We start from the raw sequence: 18844 nt of genomic DNA, 5'->3' as shown, positions 1-18844 counted from the left end.
ACCTGCTCGGCTTCGCCTTCATCAATCAGAGCCCGCAAACCGTAAGCTGCAACAATTTCGCGTCCCCTTGACGGTCAATGACCTTGGCCAATCCGTCCTCGTCGAGGTGGTAGAGACCGGCGTAGTCGTGATGGTATCCATGAAACTCATTGAGCCCGAAGTCAAGCACGTACCGAACGCCAAGCCGTCGCACCGCGTCGCACACGGCCGGCATCGTGCGAGCCGAGCGCAAGCTTGAATCGATGAGCCGGACATCATCGCTAGCGTTTGTGTAGACGTGGAGTTCGAGTGTCCGGCGGCCCGCATACGCGTAGGCAAAGGCGGTTCCTGTCCACGGGTTGCCCGCGATCACGTCCGACGCCGGCACGTGTTGGTCTAGTCTTTCGAGAACCTGTCTCTCGTCCGAAGAGAGTAGTTCCGACTGGGAATTCAGAAAGTACCGCGGCTGGGCATCCCAGACGGCCTGCCTGATGTTGCCGATCTGACCGTCTGCCGCGACGAGGACCAGAACGATCAATGTCACCGCCGATGCCCTCCGTCCGGCCGGCATCACAGCGAGCAGGCGAAGCCCCGGCATTGCTCGTGTCTTGGCGGCGGCCCGGTCGACCAGTCCCGACAACCAGGGAATCATGACGTCCAATCCGACCAGCGCAATGGGCGCCATCACGACCGGAAGCTGGGCCGCCAAACGGAACGCGTCGTTGTACCAGACTCCCGTGAAGAACTCCCGGAAGGGAACACGGTCGAATGAAGACACTGCGACGAAGAGGAAGGCCGCGGCTGCGAACGCACCAATAGGCCAAGGACGCACGTACCCTCGCGCAATGGCCACGCACCCGACAACGAACGCAACGGTGACCATTCCGCCGACCGAAGCGCCCATCGGAGCCCCGAGGAAAATTTGCCCGAGCGCCTGAGCCATCGTCTGGAGGGGCGGACCCTGCGCCAATTCTGGATCCGGACGAAGCGCATTCCACACGTAGATGGTGGCCGCGGCGAGTAGCGCCAGCCCTGTGACGACGACAGAGGTGCTGAGCCCGGCCCTCCAGCCTCGAGCCAAGAGCCAGCGGCGGAAAGCCGGCGCGGCCATGACGACAAGAGGCCAAGCAAACGCGACGAGCGCCATCGCCGCGCCCGGGTGAGCTAGCGCCAACCCAGGTGCGCCAAGGCCCAACAGCACGAACACCCTGCCGAGGCGATCCCGTTCCGCGCCAAGGCCGAAGCCGCGCACCACGAGTGCGAGCATGGCCGGAAGGAGTGAGATTGAGTACTGATTTGGGTAGAGGACGCCCCACATCGCGAGCAGGATCGGATGAGCCGGATATCCCGCCGCAACGATTCCTGCTGCCAGCGAAGCGATACGGGAATCGGGGAGCGCCTGCCGGGCGAGGTACAAGACGCCGGAGGGCCAGACGATGGCGGCGATCGCGATGGTCAGCGACGACGCGGCCACGGGGATTGAGGCTCCGGAAAGCTGGACGATGAGCGCGCCGAAGGCATGCCACACCGCGGGATAGAAGGAGATTCCGGTCATCTGGCCGACTGTCAGCGACGAGGCCGACCCAGTGTCCATGATGTAGCGAATCGCGTTGAGGTGAAAGATGTTGTCTGTCGTCTGGGAAATGTGGTCGGGGGCGCCGAACACACGCATCATGGCCGACCCCAGGAGCGCCGCTCCAACCAACAGCCCGAGAGCAGCCGGCGCCGCCCGTCTCAGCGAGTCGCTGTAGCTGGTGAAGACAGGCTTTTCCCCCGGGCGGGTCACGAGCAACCCAATCGCGCTCACGAGTGCAGTGCTAGCTGCCAGGGCCAGGGGATTCCATGTGATATGAACCGCGCCGCACAGAATGGCCCCTACCGCAACGATCGAGGCCGAAAGCAGGGGCGCCAAGGCGTAGAGTTCAACCCCACGAAGCCGCAGGCTCCAGCCAAACACCGCCCCCGGAAGCACCAGAACCAAAGCAGCGGTGAGCAGGGCGGGTGTGGCGCTGATCCACGTCACGAGTTCTTGTCCCTTTCCGTCACCGGATCACGATGCAGCCACACTGCGACGACGCAGTTCGGCCACGACGTCATGTACCTCGCCGTCCATCACGACCCGGCCGTGTTCAAGCAGCACACCACGTTCGCAGACCGTCGACACCAAGTCCAAATCGTGGCTCACGACGAAGAGGGTCTTACCCGCGTCGGCGAGCTCCTTGATCTTAGCGATGCACTTCCTCTGGAACGGCTCATCGCCTACGGCGAGGATCTCATCGATGAGGAATACCTCCGGATCCGTGTGAACGGCGATGCTGAAGGCCAAGCGCAAGTACATCCCAGACGAATAGAACTTGACCTCGGTATCGATGAACTCGCCGATCTCAGAGAATTCAACGATCGAATCGAACATCGCATCGATCTGCTTCTCGGTCATCCCCAGAATCGCGCCGTTGAGGTAGACGTTGTCCCGGCCGCTCAGGTCATGGTGGAATCCGGCGCCCACCTCGATCAACCCGGCCACTCGGCCGCGAGTTCGGACAGAGCCGCCGTCGGGCTGCAGCACGCCGGAAATGAGCTTGAGCAATGTGGACTTGCCCGAGCCGTTGAGACCGAGGAGGGCTACTGTCTCACCCTCCTCGACGCGGAGCGACACGTCCTTGAGCGCATCGAACTTTCGCGAGATGTCTCCGCGCCGCCCTCGAATCAGCCACATGAGTGCTTCCTTGAGGGAACGGGTGTGGCGCAATACAAATTGCTTACCCACGTTCTCGACGGCGATCGCCGTCGTCATCGTGACCGCATGCTCTGTCAATCACAGCTCCTGAGCAAACTTGACGGAAAGCCGGGCGAACACCCATTGCCCGAGGGCTAGCATGACAAGAGTCACGACGGCGGCGAGCGGGAACCAGATGGTGAACAGACCCGGTACCGTGGCCGCGGCAGGAGAGGCGAGTTGGGCGCCGTCGAGCGTCGGACGCCAGAATGCCCAGTGGAAGACCTCCACGCCCACGGTCATGGGGTTGAGCTGGTAGACCCAGAACGCGGGCCCCAGGACGCGGTCAACCTGAGACCACAGGTAGAGCACGGGGGAAGCCCAAGTCACCATCATGATGAGCAGGTCGACCAGGTTCTCGGAGTCGCGGAAATACACGTTGATCGCGCCGAAGAAGAGCCCGAGCCCGACCGCCAGAACCGCGACGATCACAAAGGCACCGATGATCGCAGCAATCGAACCCAAGGTCGGGACCCACCCGAAAAAGAGGCAGACAACGATCAGAATCAGCACCTGAGGCAGGAAATGCACGCCCGAGACCCAGACGCTCGCCACCGGAAACAGCTCGCGCGGAAGGTAGATTTTCCGGATGAGGTCGCGGTTGCCCACAATCGATCTCGTCGCGTTGCCCAGTGCCTCGGTGAAGAAGTTCACCAGGATTATCCCCGCAAAGAGGTAGATCGGATAGTTGGGCGTAGAGCCTTGCACGTTCAGGAACAACCCGAGCGCCACATAAAAGACGAGGAACTGTAAGCCGGGCTTCATGTAGGACCATACGATGCCCAACGCCGAGCCCCGGTAACGAACACGAACCTCTTTGCGCACGAGGAGCTTCAGGAGAAAGCGGTTCCTGTAGACGTCCTTGAGGCCGCCGCCACGCCCGGGTGCGGTCAGGCCAGCTTCGGGATCGGCAGCCGGTGAGGCGGTCATCGCTCGGACTCGAGGGGCTCGGGCGCACGGTCGCCGATGGTTCTTCCGCTGTCAAAAGCCGTGTGCCGTCCGAAGGTTCTCCGCCACGCGTCGATCGAAGTGGCTTCGGGCATTCCGGCGCGATAACGGGCGGCGAGCTGCTCCCATTCGCGGAAGAGCCGTGCGTGCAGACGGGTAGCCCGCGTCAGCATGCTGCGGAGATGGTCTGGCCTCCGCTGATACCATGACGCGCCAGTTCCCTCGGCGTTCGACACCACCACGCTGTCGTACCCCGCGAGTCGCCACCACTTATTGTCACGATGCGCCAGGAATCCTTCAGGCCGCACCGATGAGTCTTCGGCGGGTGCCTTCAGGAGCTGCCGGGTGACCGTCTTGAGCGCCCAAGGGACCAGCTGCTTCTTCGATGGCGACACTGTGGGCCCGTTGAGGCGTCCAGCCTTTGGCGTGGGGAACTCGTCAACGTCCTCTTTGATCTGCGCGTCGGGATATTCCGCGCGCAGCGCGTTGATTTCCGGGAGTTTTGTGGCCAGCTTCTCGTGCAGCGACTCCGGGCCGTCGAAAAGATCCTCGAGGGCCATAATGCGCCCGCGCTGGGTGAAGTACTGCATCGATACAAGATGCTTGACGTCGTTCTGGACCGATTCCCGCAGCACCCGGCCACTCTTCGGGGCGTCGCTGTGCAGAAGAGCGGTGATGGTGCGGTTGCGCTCGTGGAAATACGCCTGCCAGCCGACCAGATCGTCCTTGTCCCCCCACGACACGTGCCACACCGCGGCGCCTGGGAAGCTCACGGTGTGGTATCCGGCATTGCGCGCACGAAGACCATATTCGGAGTCGTCCCACTTGATAAACACAGGCATGGCGAGGCCGATCTCACGGATGACCGACGTCGGGATGAGGCACATCCACCAACCGTTGTAGTCGACGTCCGTGCGCCGATGCAGCCACGGCGTTTGGCGCAGGTTGGAGTTGCTGAAATCGTGCCCGAGGTCCATATCGTCGTGCGGCAATGCAGGCTGGACGCGATACAGGTCCACGACCTCGCCGAACGTATGCAGCGTGGTCCGGTTGTAGAGGTCGAACATGTGGCCGCCCACGATGGTTGGGGTCCGGCACTGATCGGCAAAAGTCACGAGGCGCGTGACGCTTTCGGGCTCGATCATCACGTCGTCATCAAGCAGCAGGACGTAGTCGTGGCCGCTCTCAAGGGCCTCGAACATCCCTCTCGCGAACCCTCCGGAGCCGCCGAGATTGGTCTGCTCGACGATCCGAAGCCTGCCTCCGAGTGCCGCCGCAACCTCAGGGAAGTCCGGATGGTCCCGAACCTTGTCGGTACCCTGATCAACGATCAGGATCTCACGGACAGCCTCCAAACGGTCGAGACTGTTCGCGAGCACCTTCGCATTGTCTATGCAGAACTGCGGCTTGTTCATCGTCGTGATCTCAAGCGTCACGGTCCCTGAACGCTCGCGCGCCTCGACGAGTCCCTCCCATTGGGCCTCGACCAGCTCAAGCCCCTCGCTGCTTGCGTTGAGGTCGAACCAGTACCACCCGCCGTCGCCGAAGGGCTTAAGCGTGAGTTCGAAGGAGGCCGTTGCCTCACCGTCGACCCTTCGGTCGCTGACGCGCTGGATCGAGCCGCGGGCGTTCGTCTTGTAGACCACCACGGTGCCCTGGCCCCGCGTCGTCACGACGAGCCGAATCTGACGCACGGAAGTCCATCGGCGCCAGTAGCTTGCGGGAAACGCATTGAAATACGTTCCGAAGGAGATGTGCTGACCGGGACGGACCGTCATCGCGTCGCGCGAAAGGAAGTCCTCGTAGTGAGCCTCGGCAGCGCTCGAGCTCACGAGATTCAGCTTGTCGGCGCGCGCTTTCGGCACTCGATACGCCGTGTCGTCCTCGACGAGACGAATGCCATTGGCGGTTCCGGCGTCGACGTAAAGCGGCACGACATCTGTCTGGCCGTCATAGGGCAGGATGACCCGTTGAAGTGGCTTCCACCTCCTGTCGTCCGTCGGCGCGATTGTCACGCGTCCACTCCTCCGCTCACCAGCGCCTCGCCATTGGCGAAATGCGGCAGGATCTTGTTGTCGAACAGGCTCAGGGCCGAGCCGATCGCCATGTGCATGTCGAGGTACTTGTACGTTCCGAGCCGGCCGCCGAACAGAACGGAACGCTCAGACTTCGAGAGATCCCGGTACGCGAGGACCTTGGCACGGTCTGCCTCGGTGTTGATCGGGTAGTACGGCTCGTCGCCCTTCTCGGCGAAGCGCGAGAACTCACGCATGATGACCGTCTTCTCGGTCTGGTAGTTGCGCTCTGGGTGAAAGTGGCGCGGTTCAATGATGCGCGTCCACGGGACGTTCTCGTCGTTGTAGTTGACCACAGAGGTGCCCTGGAAGTCCCCGACCTCGAGCACCTCCTCCTCGAAGTCGATCGTCCGCCACGAGAGGTCGCCCTCGGCGTAATCGAAGTAGCGGTCCACGGGGCCCGTGTACACGACCGGAACGTTGCCCACCACGTTGTTCTTGTTCAGCGGCTGCGACTCGTCGAAGAAGTCGGTGTTGAGCTGGACCGTGATGTTGGGGTGGTCGGCCATCCGCTCGATCCACGCGGTGTAGCCGTGGGTCGGAAGGCCTTCGTACGTGTCGTTGAAATAGCGGTTGTCGTACGTGTAGCGAACGGGGAGCCGCGAGATGATCCCGGCCGGCAGGTCCTTGGGATCGGTCTGCCACTGCTTGCCCGTGTAGTGCTTGATGAACGCCTCGTACAGGGGACGGCCGATGAGCTGGATGCCCTTGTCGTTCAGGTTCTGCGGATCGGTGCCCGCGAGCTCGCCGGCCTGCTCGGCGATGAGCGTCCGTGCCTCGGACGGCGAGTAGTTCGCGCGGAAGAACTGGTTGATCGTGCCGAGGTTGATCGGCAGCGGGTAGACCTCGCCCTTGTGCACGCCGTAGACCCGGTGCACGTAGTTGGTGAAGGTTGTGAACTGGTTGACGTAGTCCCACACACGCTGGTTCGAGGTGTGGAAGAGGTGCGCACCGTACCGATGCACCTCGATGCCGGTCTGGGCATCGTCCTCGCTGTAAGCGTTGCCTCCGATGTGATGCCGGCGATCGATCACCGCCACCTTGAGGCCGAGCTCCTTCGCGGCCCGCTCGGCCACGGTGAGGCCAAAGAAGCCGGATCCGACAACGACGAGATCAGCGTCCACAAATTCTCCTGCTAAGTACGGAGCCCGCTCAAACGCGGCCTTTGGTTTCAGCACCTAGGCTACCCGAGCGCCCCCGCGATCCCCGAAATCAGCCGGCAGCCCGGGCGCTCGGCGGGACCACCCGTGCGAGCCTCGTGGGCTCGGTTGTCCACATATGCCAGCTCCGCCTGCCAAGAGCCAGCCGACTCCGCCTATCCTCCGAAGGAAGGCAAGGGTTGGGGGCCATGGAACTTCATTTCACGCTCGTCGCACCTCATCGGGAGCGGCGCGCCACCCACGAGCTCGTCGCGACAATTGCCCGGGGAGCGAGCGGCACCGAGCTGGCTGGTGAGCTCGACCGCCTCTTCGGCGCGCAGGGAATCATGGTCGAGGGGCGGCCGCTCGCAGGACTCACCGTTGGATCCCCGCCCCTCCGCAACGGAGCGATACTCCTCGCGGGCGAAGCGGCCCACACCCCGCGCCGGTCCGACGCGCCCCTCGTCCTCGGCGTCCGGAGCGGCCCGGCCGCGGGCTCGGTCTTCGCGCTCCCCCGGGGCGTACACACGGTGGGCCGCGGCCCCGAGGCGCAGCGAGGCACGATCTCGCTCCCGGATCCCGAACTGTCGAGGGAACACGCCCGTCTGGCCGTGACCGAGGCGTCGGTCCGCCTCCTCGACACCGGAAGCGGCAACGGGACAGCGGTCGACGGTCGACGCATCCGCGCGGCGACCGTGGTGACGGGACAGCTCCTTCGATTCGGCTCATCCACGGGAAGCCTCGAGGTCTCCGGTGGATCACCTCTGCACGCGACCGCGGGCCGCCCCCATGGCGAGCCGCTGCGCGTCGCCCGACCGGACAGGGGGCGTCCTCGGCTGGCACTCCTTGCGATGGCCGCCGTGCCGCTCGTCCTCGGCGTCGGCATGGCCGCCCTCACGGGCCAGTGGATGTTCCTCGGAATGTCGGGGGTCTCGGCCGCCGCAGCGCTCCTCCCCCTGGCCGAGGGTCGGCGGGCCCGGCGGACGTTCGCTCAGGAGCTGACCAAGGCGGTTGGCGAAGATCTGGCGCGCAGGCTGCGCGCCGCGCCCGACGCCTACGAGATCAGCACCCAGACAGCGGGCTCCCGGGGCGACCCCGAGGACGTGGTCATGCTGCGGGTCGGCACGGGAACGCGACCGGCCGACGTCGTCGTCGAGGCGTCCCACGAAAGCCTCGTTCGCGAACACGGCTCGGTGCCCGTCGTCGTTCCCTTCGACGGACTCGTGACGTTGAGGGGACCCCGCCGGAACGCCGAGGGCCTCGTCCGATTCCTGCTCCTGCAGCTCGCGTCGCTGCCCGCCGCGTCGGGTTTGACGACCGTACTCGCGGGCGGCCCCCTAGAGCTGAGCCTGGCGGCGCGCTTTCTCCCCCGGGTGCGCGTCCTCACGGACGCCGAGTGCGCGGACACGGCGTGTGTGAAGGCCGCACTGACCGCCGACCCTCGATGCGGCCTCCTGGTCCTCCCCGGCCTGAAGCCAGCCGCAAGTGCCGCCATCGTGGAGGCTGCCCTCGCGCTCGAACGACCCGTTGTCAACGCAGCAGGGGCGGCGGATCGCCAAGGCCTCGAGATCGACCTCGGCAGCAGTCCGGCGCTCCTCAGATCGCCGGGATCGGAGTCCAATGTCGTTGCGGACCTCGTCCCGCCGCGCGCCTTCGCCACCGCAGCACGTCACCTTGGCAGCTTGGGAGAAACGGACGACGGCGGGGCGTTGCCGAGGCGCTGTCTGCTCAGCGACGTGGTGGGCCTCACCGAGCATGACATCGCCGAAGCATGGGCACGCGAAACGGCCACAGGCTCCTCGATGCCCGTTCCGCTGGGACTCACCCAGTCCGGCCCCCTGATCCTCGACCTCGCAGCAGACGGGCCCCATGTACTCATAGCCGGTACCACAGGATCTGGAAAGTCGGAGCTGCTCCGCTCTCTCATTGCGAGTGCTGCAGCCTCCCATTCGCCGCGTCGCCTGACGTTCCTCTTCGTCGATTTCAAGGGCGGATCCGGCCTCGAGCCTCTGACGGGGCTTCCCCACTGCGTGGGCCTGGTCTCCGACCTCGCGGGCGAAATCGATCGCACGCTGATCTCCCTGCGCGCCGAGGTTGTGCGGCGGGAGCGACTCCTCGCGGAGTCGGGATGCGCGGACATCATCGATTACCAGCGCATGCCCTCTGGCGAGCGCGAAGACCTCCCGCGTCTGGCACTCGTCATCGACGAGTTCCGCATGCTCGTCGATGAGAATCCCGAGGCCCTCGCTGAATTCCTCCGCATCGCCAGCATCGGCCGCTCACTGGGCCTCCACCTCATCATGGCTACCCAGCGCCCGCAGGGCGCCGTGAGCGCAGACATCCGCGCCAATGTGGGATCGGTGATCGCCCTGCGAGTCGTGGGCGAGGCGGAGTCTCGCGACGTCATCGGCTCCCCGAGAGCTGCCTCCCTCCCGGCCGAAGCCCCGGGGCGGGCGCTCCTCGCCAACGGCACCCGCGATCCGGTCGAATTCCAGACAGCGTCGCTCGGTCTCGCAGGAGAGGCGGCCAGACGGCGCCCGCTATGCGTCATGGAGGCCGACCAGTGGCTCAAGGGCCGCCCCCTCCCCGGCGACGACTCCGTTCCGCCGACGCCGGCGGAGTCTGCCGCGGGCTTCGTCGAAGGAGTGCAAAGAGCCTGGGAGGCCGACGGCGGGCGCCTGCCGCGGCGCCCGCTCGCCGATCCCCTCCCCCAGATGCCGGGCTCGCCGAGCCCCGACCCCGGCCCCTCGGTGACTCTTGGCATTGCGGACCTGCCCCACGAACAGCGCACTGCCGTCCTCGATTGGACCCCGGAGACGCAGGGGCACTTGGCCTTTGTGGGCGACCCATCGGCAGGGTGCGGCCGCGGGCTCGGGGCCGTAGTCAGCCGACTCGCCGCGGCCGAGCGAAGCCGGTACCTCTATCTGCTCGACGCCGATGGATCCCTTGCCCGCCTCTGTGGGCACCCGCGCGTGGGAGCCTATCTTCGCCCCGACGAACTCCGAGACGCCGCCCGCCTCATAGCCCGTCTCGCCGAGGAGGTGTCGAGCCGTCATGGGTCGGATGACCCGACTCTCATCCTCGGCATCTCGGGATGGGGCAGCTGGATCGCGGCTCTTCGATCGAACGCCTATTCCGCGACGGAGGACGCGCTGATCGACGTCATCCGCCGCGGCCCGACCCGCCGCGTGGTGATTGTCCTCTCGGGAAGTCGCGACCTCGTGGCATCGCGAGCCTTTTCCGAGCTGCCGTCTCGCCTCTTCTTTCCTTGGGGAACCACCGAGGAAGCGCGTCTCGGGTGGCCACGCGCCATAGGCTCTGTCGCTCCCGGTAGGGCCATCGCAGCCGGGGCAATTTCCGGCGAGCGCCATGTGGCGGTTCAGTGCTTCGACGCACTCCCGGCCCACCAGCCCGAGCCCAGCGGGCTTGGAGCGCCCCCATTCCGGATCCGGCGCCTGCCCACCGAGGTCATCGCGGCACAGATTGCCGGGCCCGAGACCTGCGGGAACCCCCGAACCCTTTCAGTGCCGACCGGCGTCGACGAGGCTCCCGACACTTCTGCGCCGACCGGCGTCGGCCAGGCGCCCGACCCTCCAGTGCCGACCACCGTCGACCAGGCACCCGACAATTTTTTGCCGACCAGGGTCGACGAGACACCTGACATTCCTGCGCCGAACGGAGTCGACGAGACTCCCGACACTCCTGTGCCGGCCGGCGTCGGCCAGACTCCCGAACCGAGTCTTGGGCCCGGCACCAGTCCTGGGCCGCCCTCTGTCCTTTGGCTGGCGGTCGGAGTCCACGGCGACGACGGCGAGACGTTGGCCGTTCCGCTCGCACCCCAAGAGGTGCTGCTGGTGGTGGGCACCCGCCACTGCGGCAAGACGTCGTTTCTCAACGCCCTTCCCGCCATGAACCGCGGCGCGGCGCGCTGGTATCGACCAGACCCGAAGGGAGCGGCCGGTGCGCTGGGGTCGTCGGAAGCCATGGCCTCGTTGGAGGCCAGCGTCTTGGCCGCGGCGAGGGACTCACGAGCCGGCCAACGAGCGGTGCTCCTGATCGACGATGCCGACCATCTGACCGCGAAGGAGAACCGCCTTCTCAACGAGGCGCTCGACGCGGGCGCGTCAGTGGTCGCGACCGCTGGATACAGCGCTTCGCTCTACAGGACCTGCCCGATCAGCCTGCGCGCGCGGGACGCGAGGTCGGGGATTGCGATTCACCCACGCGCGTCTTCAGACGGGGACGTATTCGGGGTCCGTCTCGACCCGCCGGGACGGGTACCGCCAGGTCGGGCTATCGCGGTGGTCGACGGCAGGGCCACCGACGTCCAGCTCGGCTGGCTCGGGAAGGATCGGACGAGCCAGTCTGGCTAGTCGTCGGGCGATGAGTCCTCGGGTGATGAGTCTTCGGCCGAGGCGGAGGCGGTCCGTGCCGACCTCTGCGTCGCCGTGAACACGGGCTTCGAGAACAGGAGGAAGACCGCCGCGGCGGCCGGAACGAGAATGACGAGGCCGATGACGACGTAGCCGCCGGTCAGCGTCGGGAACCCGATGGTCGCGGCAAACAACTGAACGACGAGCACTATCGATCGGGTCCACCGGTAACCGCGCCAGAGGAAGACTCCGGCGGCGCCTAGCCCGACGCCGAAGAGCGCGAGCAGGACCATGGTGAACACGGCGCCGGCCGGCGAAACCGTCGCCTGACCGGTCGCGATCGCGACGGCATAGAAGATTGCCATGCCAACGAGGGAGAGGGCCTCAAGCAGGACGATGCCGACAAGGACCATGAGCTGGACCGGCCTCGACTTCGCCGAGGCAGACCGGGAGGAAGACTGCACAGCGAGAGACTACCGTCATCGGCCGGCACGGCTGTGACCGAATCGGCTGTGAACTCGTCCTAGAGGCCTCGACCAAGGCGGTCCCGGATGTGACATATCCCTCGCCCTGACGGGGCCAAATCCTCGCCTGCCCCCCTTGTTTACACACAGTTAACGTGACAACCTTAATGGAGTTGACCGCGGGGCCCCACAGGCCCCTTTGCTTTGGGACGACTCGTGAAAATCTTCACAAGGACTCGTTCCCCCGAAACGGAGTACTTCAAGAACCATGGATTGGCGTGATCGCGCGGCCTGCCTCGACAAGGACCCAGAACTCTTCTTCCCTGTTGGGAACACTGGTCCTGCGCTGCTCCAGATCGAAGAGGCGAAGAGTGTTTGCCGGCGTTGCCCGGTGATCGACACGTGCCTCCAATGGGCCCTCGAGTCCGGTCAGGACGCTGGTGTGTGGGGCGGTATGAGCGAGGACGAGCGGCGTGCCCTCAAGCGCCGCGCCGCCCGCGCTCGTCGCGCCTCCTGATCACCGGGAGACCGTGGACCTCGGGAGCCACGTAGCCCAGGAGACCACAGAGCAGCCGCTCCCCGCCCGCCGCGCCACAAGGCACGGCGGGCGGCGTGTTTAACAAGGCTCCCGCCGGAGGTCAGCCTCTCCCCAGCTGAAGCAGGATCGTGACTTCCGTGCCTCCACCCGGTCGGGGACCCCAGTTGATCGATCCTCCGAGCTCGCTCGTGACCAGGGTCCGCACAATCTGGAGGCCCAAGCCTTCGTGGCGGCTCTGCTGCGCAGGCAACCCCACGCCGTCGTCCGCCACGGTGACCTCGAGAATCTCCTCCCCCGCCTGGTCGATGCCCCGGCGCGCAATGAGCCACACCGTTCCCGAGCGATCCTCGAGGCCGTGCTCGACCGCGTTCGTGACGAGCTCGTTGATGACAAGTGCGAGGGGGGTCGCCAGATCACTCGGAAGTCCTCCGAACTCGCCTTCCCGCTCAGTCGACACATGCTGGTTTCCCGTGGCAACCTCGGCCGAGAGTCGGAACTGCCGGTCGATGAGTTCGTCGAAGTCGACGTTCTGGGCGAGCCCCTGCGAAAGGGTCTCGTGGACGAGCGCGATCGTGGCGACCCGGCGCATCGCCTGCTCGAGCCCCTGACGCGCCTCGTCGCTCTTCATCCGGCGCGACTGCATCCGAAGGAGCGCGGCGACGGTCTGAAGGTTGTTCTTCACGCGGTGGTGGATCTCGCGGATCGTGGCGTCCTTCGTCACCAGCTCCATCTCGCGCCGCCGAAGCTCGGACACGTCGCGGCACAGGACGAGCGCCCCGAACCGCTCACGCTCGTCTCGCAAGGGGATGGCGCGCAGAGAGAGACTCACACCTCTCGACTCGATCTCACTCCGCCACGGCATCCGACCAGTCACGACGAGCGGGAGCGTCTCGTCGACGAGTCGCCGGTCCTTGAGGAGGTTGGTCGTCAGCTCCGCGAGGGAACGCCCCTCGAGGGTGTCGATGCCGCCGAGCCGGCGGAACGCCGAGACGCCGTTCGGGCTCGCGTACTGCACGATGCCCTCGGCATCGAGGCGGATGAGGCCGTCCCCGACGCGGGGCGCGCCGCGTCGCGAGCCAGTGGGCGAAGCGAAGTCAGGCCAGAGTCCAAGGGTGCCCATGCGGAGCAGGTCGTACGCGCACTGGCGGTACGTCAGCTCGAGCCGCGAGGGCATACGCGAGCTCGAGAGGTCCATGTGGGAGGTGACGACGGCGAGCGTCCGGCCGTTGCGGACGAAGGGGACGGCCTCGACGCGAAGCGCCATCTCGGCATTGAAGCTCGTCTCGTGGCTGCGCTCGATCGTCTGGCTTGCCCACGCACGGTCCACGAGCGGCCGCAGGTCTCCACGGATCGCCTCGCCCACGATGTCTTCGTGGAACACCGTATGCGTGGTCGACGGGCGCACGTGCGCGAGTGCCGAATAGCCGTCCGCCGGGTCTGGGAACCACAGCGCCAGATCAGCGAACGCCAAGTCCGCTACGAGCTGCCAATCACCCACCAGAAGGTGAAGCCATTCAGCGTCACCCGGACCGAAGTCAGCCTGTTCCCGGATGGTGTCCGTGAAGAGCGCCACCGCACCGCCTTGTCGAAGTAAGGACGCACTGGCCGCGGGTAACTGCGTCCCCGCGGCCTCCGGCGCCCGCGCCTAGGGCAACAGCCCTAATGGCGCACGATCGACCGGAGCAGCCTCAATGCTACCGACAGCGAGGCCATATCGTCGCTCTCGAGCGCGTTGACCTCCCGGAACATCGTCGCGGCTCGGCCGAGCGATTCCGCGTTCTCCGCCTCCCACGCCGCGAGGCGCTGCTCGGGATCGACGCCCGCCGGCGAGAGGTCCATGATCGATCTGGTCATGTCCGCGATCGTGCCGTAGAGGTCGTCGCGCAGCGCGGCGCGGGCCAGGGCCTGCCACCGGTCCTTGCGCGGGAGGGACGTGATCCGCTCGAGCAGGGCGTCGACGTTGAAGCGGTCGAAGACCGTGTAGTACACGCCCGCGATCTCCTCGACCGACTCGCTCGACGTCTGCGAGATCCGTGCGATGTCAAGGAGCGCGTAGCTCTCGAACAGCTCGGCCCACCGGTGCGCGAGGTCGTCAGGAAGGCCCCACGCCTTGCCGCGGTCGAGCCAAGCTCCGACTCGCTCGGCGTCCTGGCCGCGGAGGTACTTGAGGAGCTTCGAACGGAGGGCCGTCATCGGCTCCGAGTAGAGCTCCACGACCTCGCCGATCGTCCGGTTGCCCGTCCCCTGGTGGATGAGCCAGCGCACCGCGCGGTCGAGAAGCCGCCGGATGTCGTGGTTGATCGTGGTCCAGTGCTCGGTCGGGAACGAGGCGGGAAGCGAGTTAAGGGCCTCGGTCATCTCGTCAAGCCGGTACAGCTCACGGAGAGCCACGAAGGCCTTCGCCACCGCGGCATCGGTTGCGCTCGTCTCCTCGATCGCGCGGAACGCGAACGTGATGCCCCCGAGGTTGATCATGTCGTTCGCGACGATCGTCGCGATGATCTCCCGGCGCAGGGGGTGCGTGTCGAGCTCGGCACCGAAGCGCTCACGGAGCTCGGCGGGGAAGTAGCCCCGCAGCGTGTCCTCGAACCACGGGTCGTTGGTGAGGTCGCTCTCGCGCAGCGACTCGGCGAGCTCGATCTTCGCATAGGCCGCAAGCACCGAGAGCTCCGGGGAAGTGAGGCCTTGGCCCTGTTCGAGGCGGCGGTGCAGCTCCGCCGTCGTCGGGAGGGCCTCGAGATCCCGCTTGAGGTCCGCGTTCACCTCGAGCCAGTCCATGAGCCGCTCGAGCGCAGGGCTCAGCGGAGCGACGAGGGCCCGGTCGTTGACGAGCAGGATGTTCTGGTCGATGTTGTCCAGAAGGACGAGCCGCCCGACCTCGTCGGTCATCGACGCGAGGAAGTCCGCACGCTCCGCCTCAGCGAGCTTCCCCCCGGCGACCATCCGGTCCACGAAGATCTTGATGTTGACCTCGTGGTCCGAGCAGTCCACACCGGCGGAGTTGTCGATCGCATCCGTGTTCAGGATCACGCCCTGGAGCGCGGCCTCGATGCGCCCGCGCTGCGTGAAGCCGAGGTTGCCGCCCTCGCCCACGACCTTCACACGCAGCTCGCGCCCGTCCACCCGGATCGCATCGTTCGCCTTGTCGCCCACCTGGGCGTGGGTTTCGGTGCTCGCCTTGACGTACGTGCCAATGCCGCCGTTGTAGAGGAGATCGACGGGCGCGAGCAGGATCGCGCGCAGTACCTCGTTGACGCTCAGCTGGGTCGTGCCCTCCGCGAGGCCGAGCGCTTCGCGGACCTCGTCGGAGATCGGGATCCACTTCGCGGTGCGCGGGTAGATACCGCCGCCGGCGCTGATGAGGTCGCGGTTGTAGTCGTCCCATGACGAGCGCGGAAGCGCGAACAAGCGCTGACGCTCGGCGAACGAGCTGGCTGGGTCAGGGTTCGGGTCCAGGAAGAGATGCCGGTGGTCGAACGCCGCGACGAGCCGGATGTGCTCCGAGAGCAGCATGCCGTTGCCGAACACGTCGCCAGACATGTCGCCAACCCCGACGACCGTGAAGTCCTCGGTCTGCGTGTCGAGGTCGAGCTCGCTGAAGTGCCGTTTGACCGACTCCCACGCGCCCCGCGCCGTGATGCCCATGGCCTTGTGGTCGTAGCCTACCGAGCCGCCGGACGCGAACGCATCCCCGAGCCAGAAGCCGTACTCCGCCGAGAGCCCGTTGGCGATGTCGGAGAAGCTCGCCGTGCCCTTGTCCGCGGCGACGACGAGGTACGGATCGTCTTCGTCGTGACGAACGACGCCGGCCGGCGGCACCACGCGCTCGCCCTCCCCCGCGCTCGTCACGCGGTTGTCGGTCAGGTCGAGGAGCCCTCGGATGAACGTCTTGTAGCTCTCGATGCCCTCGGCGAGCCACGCCGCACGGTCAACCGCCGGGTTCGGAAGGCGCTTCGCGAAGAAGCCGCCCTTCGCACCAGTCGGGACGATGACGGCGTTCTTGACCACCTGCGCCTTGACCAGGCCCAGGATCTCGGTGCGGAAGTCCTCGCGGCGATCGGACCAGCGCAGGCCTCCTCGCGCGATCTTGCCGAATCGCAGGTGGACGCCCTCGACGCGCGGCGAGTACACCCAGATCTCGAACATCGGCCGCGGCGAGGGCAGGCCCTCGATCTCGGACGGCCGCAGCTTCACGCTCAGGTACGAGCGGTCCAGGTAGTAGTTCGTGCGCAACGTCGAGTCGATGAGGTTGATAAAGGTCCTGAGGAGGCGATCGGCGTCGAGCGTCGGGACCTTCTCGAGCGCCTCGGCGAGCTCGCCACGAAGCCGCTCGGTCGCCGTCGTCCGTGTGCCCTCTTCAAGGGCGGGATCGAAGCGCGCCTCGAAGAGTGCGATGAGGCGTCGGGTCACGTCGGCGTTGCCGAGAAGGGTGTCGGCGATGAAGCCGAGCGAGTTCGTGTTCCCGACCTGGCGCATGTACTTGGCATAGCTGCGCAGGATCACGACCTGACGCGCGCTCATGCCCTCGCGCAGCACAAGCCGATCGAGCGCGTCCGACTCGGTGACGCCAGAGAGCGCCGCCCCGAACGCGTCGGCGAGGAGGCTGCCCGTCGAGAGCGGGTCGACGTTCGCCGGGTACTTGAGGCCGAGGTCGTAGAGGAAGAAGTCGCGGGCATCGGCGGTCTCGATCTCGAACGGCCGCTCGTCGAGGACCTCGAGGCCGAGATTGTGGAAGAACGGGAGGATCTGGCTGAGGCTCTTCGGCTCGAGCAGATACAGCTTGACCCGGGCGTCCTCCTCAAGTTCGGCGCCCACCCCTTGCGGGACGTAGACCCGCACCGCCGGGCGCTCCGGGATCTCCTCCCCTTCCGCCTTCTCCGCCTCCGCGCGCTCGACCGCATAGTCCTCGAACCGCTCGATGTCCTCCAGCGCGTCCTCGACGGTGTAGTCCACCCGGTACGACGCTGGGAACGCCTCCGACCACACGGCCGCGAGGTGCTCGGCCTCCTCGAGCGGGCGGCGCTCGTGAAGCACTTGCGCGATGCCCTCGGCCCACGAGCGGGTCGCCGTGACAAGCCGCTGTTCGAGCGCGGCAGCGTCGACTTCCTTGGTGGGCGCGCCCTTCGGCAGGCGAATGCGGAAGTACAGGCGCGCAAGCGCAGACTCGCTCAGGTGCGCGTCGTAGTCGATCTGGTCGGAGTGGAACTCCTTTTCGAGCTCGGCTTCGAGCCGGCGGCGGACGGTCGTGTTGTAGCGGTCCTTGGGAAGGTAGATGACCGCGTTCATGAACCGCCCGAAGAGGTCCGGACGGAGGAAGAGGCGCGTCCGGCGGCGCTCCTGAAGGAGCTGGATCTTCGTGACCGTCTCGAAGAGGAGCTTCGCGTCCATCTGGAAGAGCTCGTCGCGAGGGTAGGTTTCGAGGATCGCGAGGAGGTCCTTGCCCGAGTGGGAATCGGCGGGGAACCCCGATTGCCGCATGACCGACTCGATCTTGTCCTTGACGATCGGGACGCTCCGTGCGGACTGCGTGTAGGCCGTCGAAGCGAACAGGCCGATGAACCTGCGCTCGCCATCAACCTGCCCCCGGGTGTCGAAGCGCTTGATGCCGATGTAGTCGAGGTAGGCCGCGCGGTGGACGGTGCTGCGCGAATTGGCCTTCGTGATGTTGAGCACTCGGCGCTCTCTCGCGTGGGCCTGGCCCTCGGCGGTGAGGTGCTGCAGCGCGTGGGCCCCGTCGCCGCGGAGGAGGCCGAGGCCGCTCCCTTCGACGAGTTCGAGGACGTCCTCGCCGTTCTCCGTCTTAAGGTCGTACTCGCGGTAGCCGAGGAAAGTGAAGTTGCCGGCCTCGAGCCAGTGGAGGAGCTCCTGCGTGGGCTTGAGATCAGCGATGTCCTCTCCCCCGACCACGTTGTCGAGGCTCCGCGCGATCTCGAGCGCCTTCGAGCGCATCGGCTGCCAATCGTCGACCGCAGCGCGGACGTCGCTGAGGACTCGGTGCAGGCGGTCGATGATCTCGGTCCTGCGGGCCGCCGACGCACGGTCGGTCTCAATCGCGATCCACGATTCCATGTGGGTCGTCACGTCGCCGCCGGAGACCAGGTGGCTCAGATTCGGCAGGGCCGCCGTGTCACCGCTCGCGAGGCCCCACTGCGCCGGGACGCGCTCGACGCCGACGAGGGCGCCGTCGTTCCGCCGACGGCTCACGACGAACATCGGGTGGACCACGAGATGGATGGCAGTGTGTCGACGGACGAGCTCGGCGGTCACCGAGTCGACGATGAAAGGCATGTCATCCGTGACGATGTAGACGACGCTCCGGCCGCCCTCGTCGACGATGTCAATGTTGGCCTCGCCCGGGCGCCGCGTCTCGGCGAGCTTGCGATGGTGCCGCGCCCGCTGCGCAAACGTGTCTTCCGGATAGGACTGACGGTCCTCCTCCGCGAGATGTTCGTAGTAGTCAGCCAGGAAGCGGGGCTCCTGCTCGGCGGTGGGGAACGGGCTCTGCTGGGCAGTTCCGGTCGACACGGTGAAATCGCCTCCACGGGACGGACT

General features: G+C 66.3%; 10 protein-coding genes. 2 read left to right on the top strand and 8 right to left on the bottom strand.

Annotation, left to right across the window (positions count from 1 at the left end; all coding sequences use genetic code 11):
* Positions 1 to 25: 25 nt before the first annotated feature.
* The 5 genes from E6A26_RS02635 to glf are packed head-to-tail and all read right to left on the bottom strand — an operon-like array spanning position 26 to position 6902.
* The gene (locus E6A26_RS02635) at positions 26 to 2002 is read right to left on the bottom strand and encodes a DUF6541 family protein (RefSeq protein ID WP_136609635.1); all 1977 of its coding nucleotides are present in this window, start codon (positions 2000 to 2002) and stop codon (positions 26 to 28) included.
* 27 nt (positions 2003 to 2029) lie between these two features.
* Positions 2030 to 2773 carry an ABC transporter ATP-binding protein gene (locus E6A26_RS02630; protein WP_136609793.1) on the bottom strand — a complete coding sequence of 248 codons (744 nt, stop codon included), beginning with the start codon at positions 2771 to 2773 and terminating at the stop codon, positions 2030 to 2032.
* Positions 2774 to 2794: 21 nt separating this feature from the next.
* Positions 2795 to 3685: an ABC transporter permease gene (locus tag E6A26_RS02625; protein WP_136609634.1), complete on the bottom strand. Its 891-nt coding sequence runs from the start codon at positions 3683 to 3685 to the stop codon at positions 2795 to 2797.
* Positions 3682 to 5718 carry a glycosyltransferase gene (locus tag E6A26_RS02620; RefSeq protein ID WP_136609633.1) on the bottom strand — a complete coding sequence of 679 codons (2037 nt, stop codon included), beginning with the start codon at positions 5716 to 5718 and terminating at the stop codon, positions 3682 to 3684. The genes E6A26_RS02625 and E6A26_RS02620 overlap by 4 nt, the downstream gene beginning before the upstream one ends.
* Positions 5715 to 6902 carry a UDP-galactopyranose mutase gene (glf, locus tag E6A26_RS02615; protein WP_136609632.1) on the bottom strand — a complete coding sequence of 396 codons (1188 nt, stop codon included), beginning with the start codon at positions 6900 to 6902 and terminating at the stop codon, positions 5715 to 5717. Before glf ends, E6A26_RS02620 begins: the two co-directional genes overlap by 4 nt.
* 224 nt (positions 6903 to 7126) lie before the next feature.
* Between glf and E6A26_RS02610 the strand changes: the two genes are divergently transcribed.
* Positions 7127 to 11290 carry an FtsK/SpoIIIE domain-containing protein gene (locus E6A26_RS02610; RefSeq protein WP_136609631.1) on the top strand — a complete coding sequence of 1388 codons (4164 nt, stop codon included), beginning with the start codon at positions 7127 to 7129 and terminating at the stop codon, positions 11288 to 11290.
* Here the strand turns inward: E6A26_RS02610 and E6A26_RS02605 are convergent.
* A complete protein-coding gene (locus E6A26_RS02605; RefSeq protein ID WP_211128910.1) occupies positions 11287 to 11754 on the bottom strand; it encodes a hypothetical protein in 468 nt (155 codons plus the stop codon). The genes E6A26_RS02610 and E6A26_RS02605 overlap by 4 nt on opposite strands.
* 268 nt (positions 11755 to 12022) lie before the next feature.
* On the opposite strand from E6A26_RS02605, the gene E6A26_RS02600 reads away from it, so the two are divergent.
* Positions 12023 to 12271, top strand: coding sequence for a WhiB family transcriptional regulator (locus E6A26_RS02600; RefSeq protein ID WP_043127419.1), 249 nt, complete (start codon positions 12023 to 12025; stop codon positions 12269 to 12271).
* A gap of 121 nt (positions 12272 to 12392) precedes the next feature.
* Here the strand turns inward: E6A26_RS02600 and E6A26_RS02595 are convergent, their stop codons facing one another.
* Positions 12393 to 13865, bottom strand: coding sequence for a sensor histidine kinase (locus E6A26_RS02595; RefSeq protein ID WP_136609630.1), 1473 nt, complete (start codon positions 13863 to 13865; stop codon positions 12393 to 12395).
* 86 nt (positions 13866 to 13951) lie between these two features.
* The gene (locus E6A26_RS02590; RefSeq protein ID WP_136609629.1) at positions 13952 to 18817 is read right to left on the bottom strand and encodes an NAD-glutamate dehydrogenase; all 4866 of its coding nucleotides are present in this window, start codon (positions 18815 to 18817) and stop codon (positions 13952 to 13954) included.
* Between the last annotated feature and the right edge of the window lie 27 nt (positions 18818 to 18844).

The organism is Sinomonas albida (genome assembly GCF_004919045.1).
GTDB classification, from domain to species: Bacteria; Actinomycetota; Actinomycetes; order Actinomycetales; family Micrococcaceae; genus Sinomonas; species Sinomonas albida.
This window is presented reverse-complemented; position numbering and strand designations above follow the sequence as displayed.

Excerpts from the sequence above, each read along its gene's own strand:
- E6A26_RS02630 (WP_136609793.1), bottom strand. The coding sequence starts at position 2,773 with ATGACGACGGCGATCGCCGTCGAGAACGTGGGTAAGCAATTTGTATTG.
- E6A26_RS02625 (WP_136609634.1), bottom strand. The coding sequence starts at position 3,685 with ATGACCGCCTCACCGGCTGCCGATCCCGAAGCTGGCCTGACCGCACCC.
- E6A26_RS02610 (WP_136609631.1), top strand. The coding sequence starts at position 7,127 with ATGGAACTTCATTTCACGCTCGTCGCACCTCATCGGGAGCGGCGCGCC.
- E6A26_RS02600 (WP_043127419.1), top strand. The coding sequence starts at position 12,023 with ATGGATTGGCGTGATCGCGCGGCCTGCCTCGACAAGGACCCAGAACTC.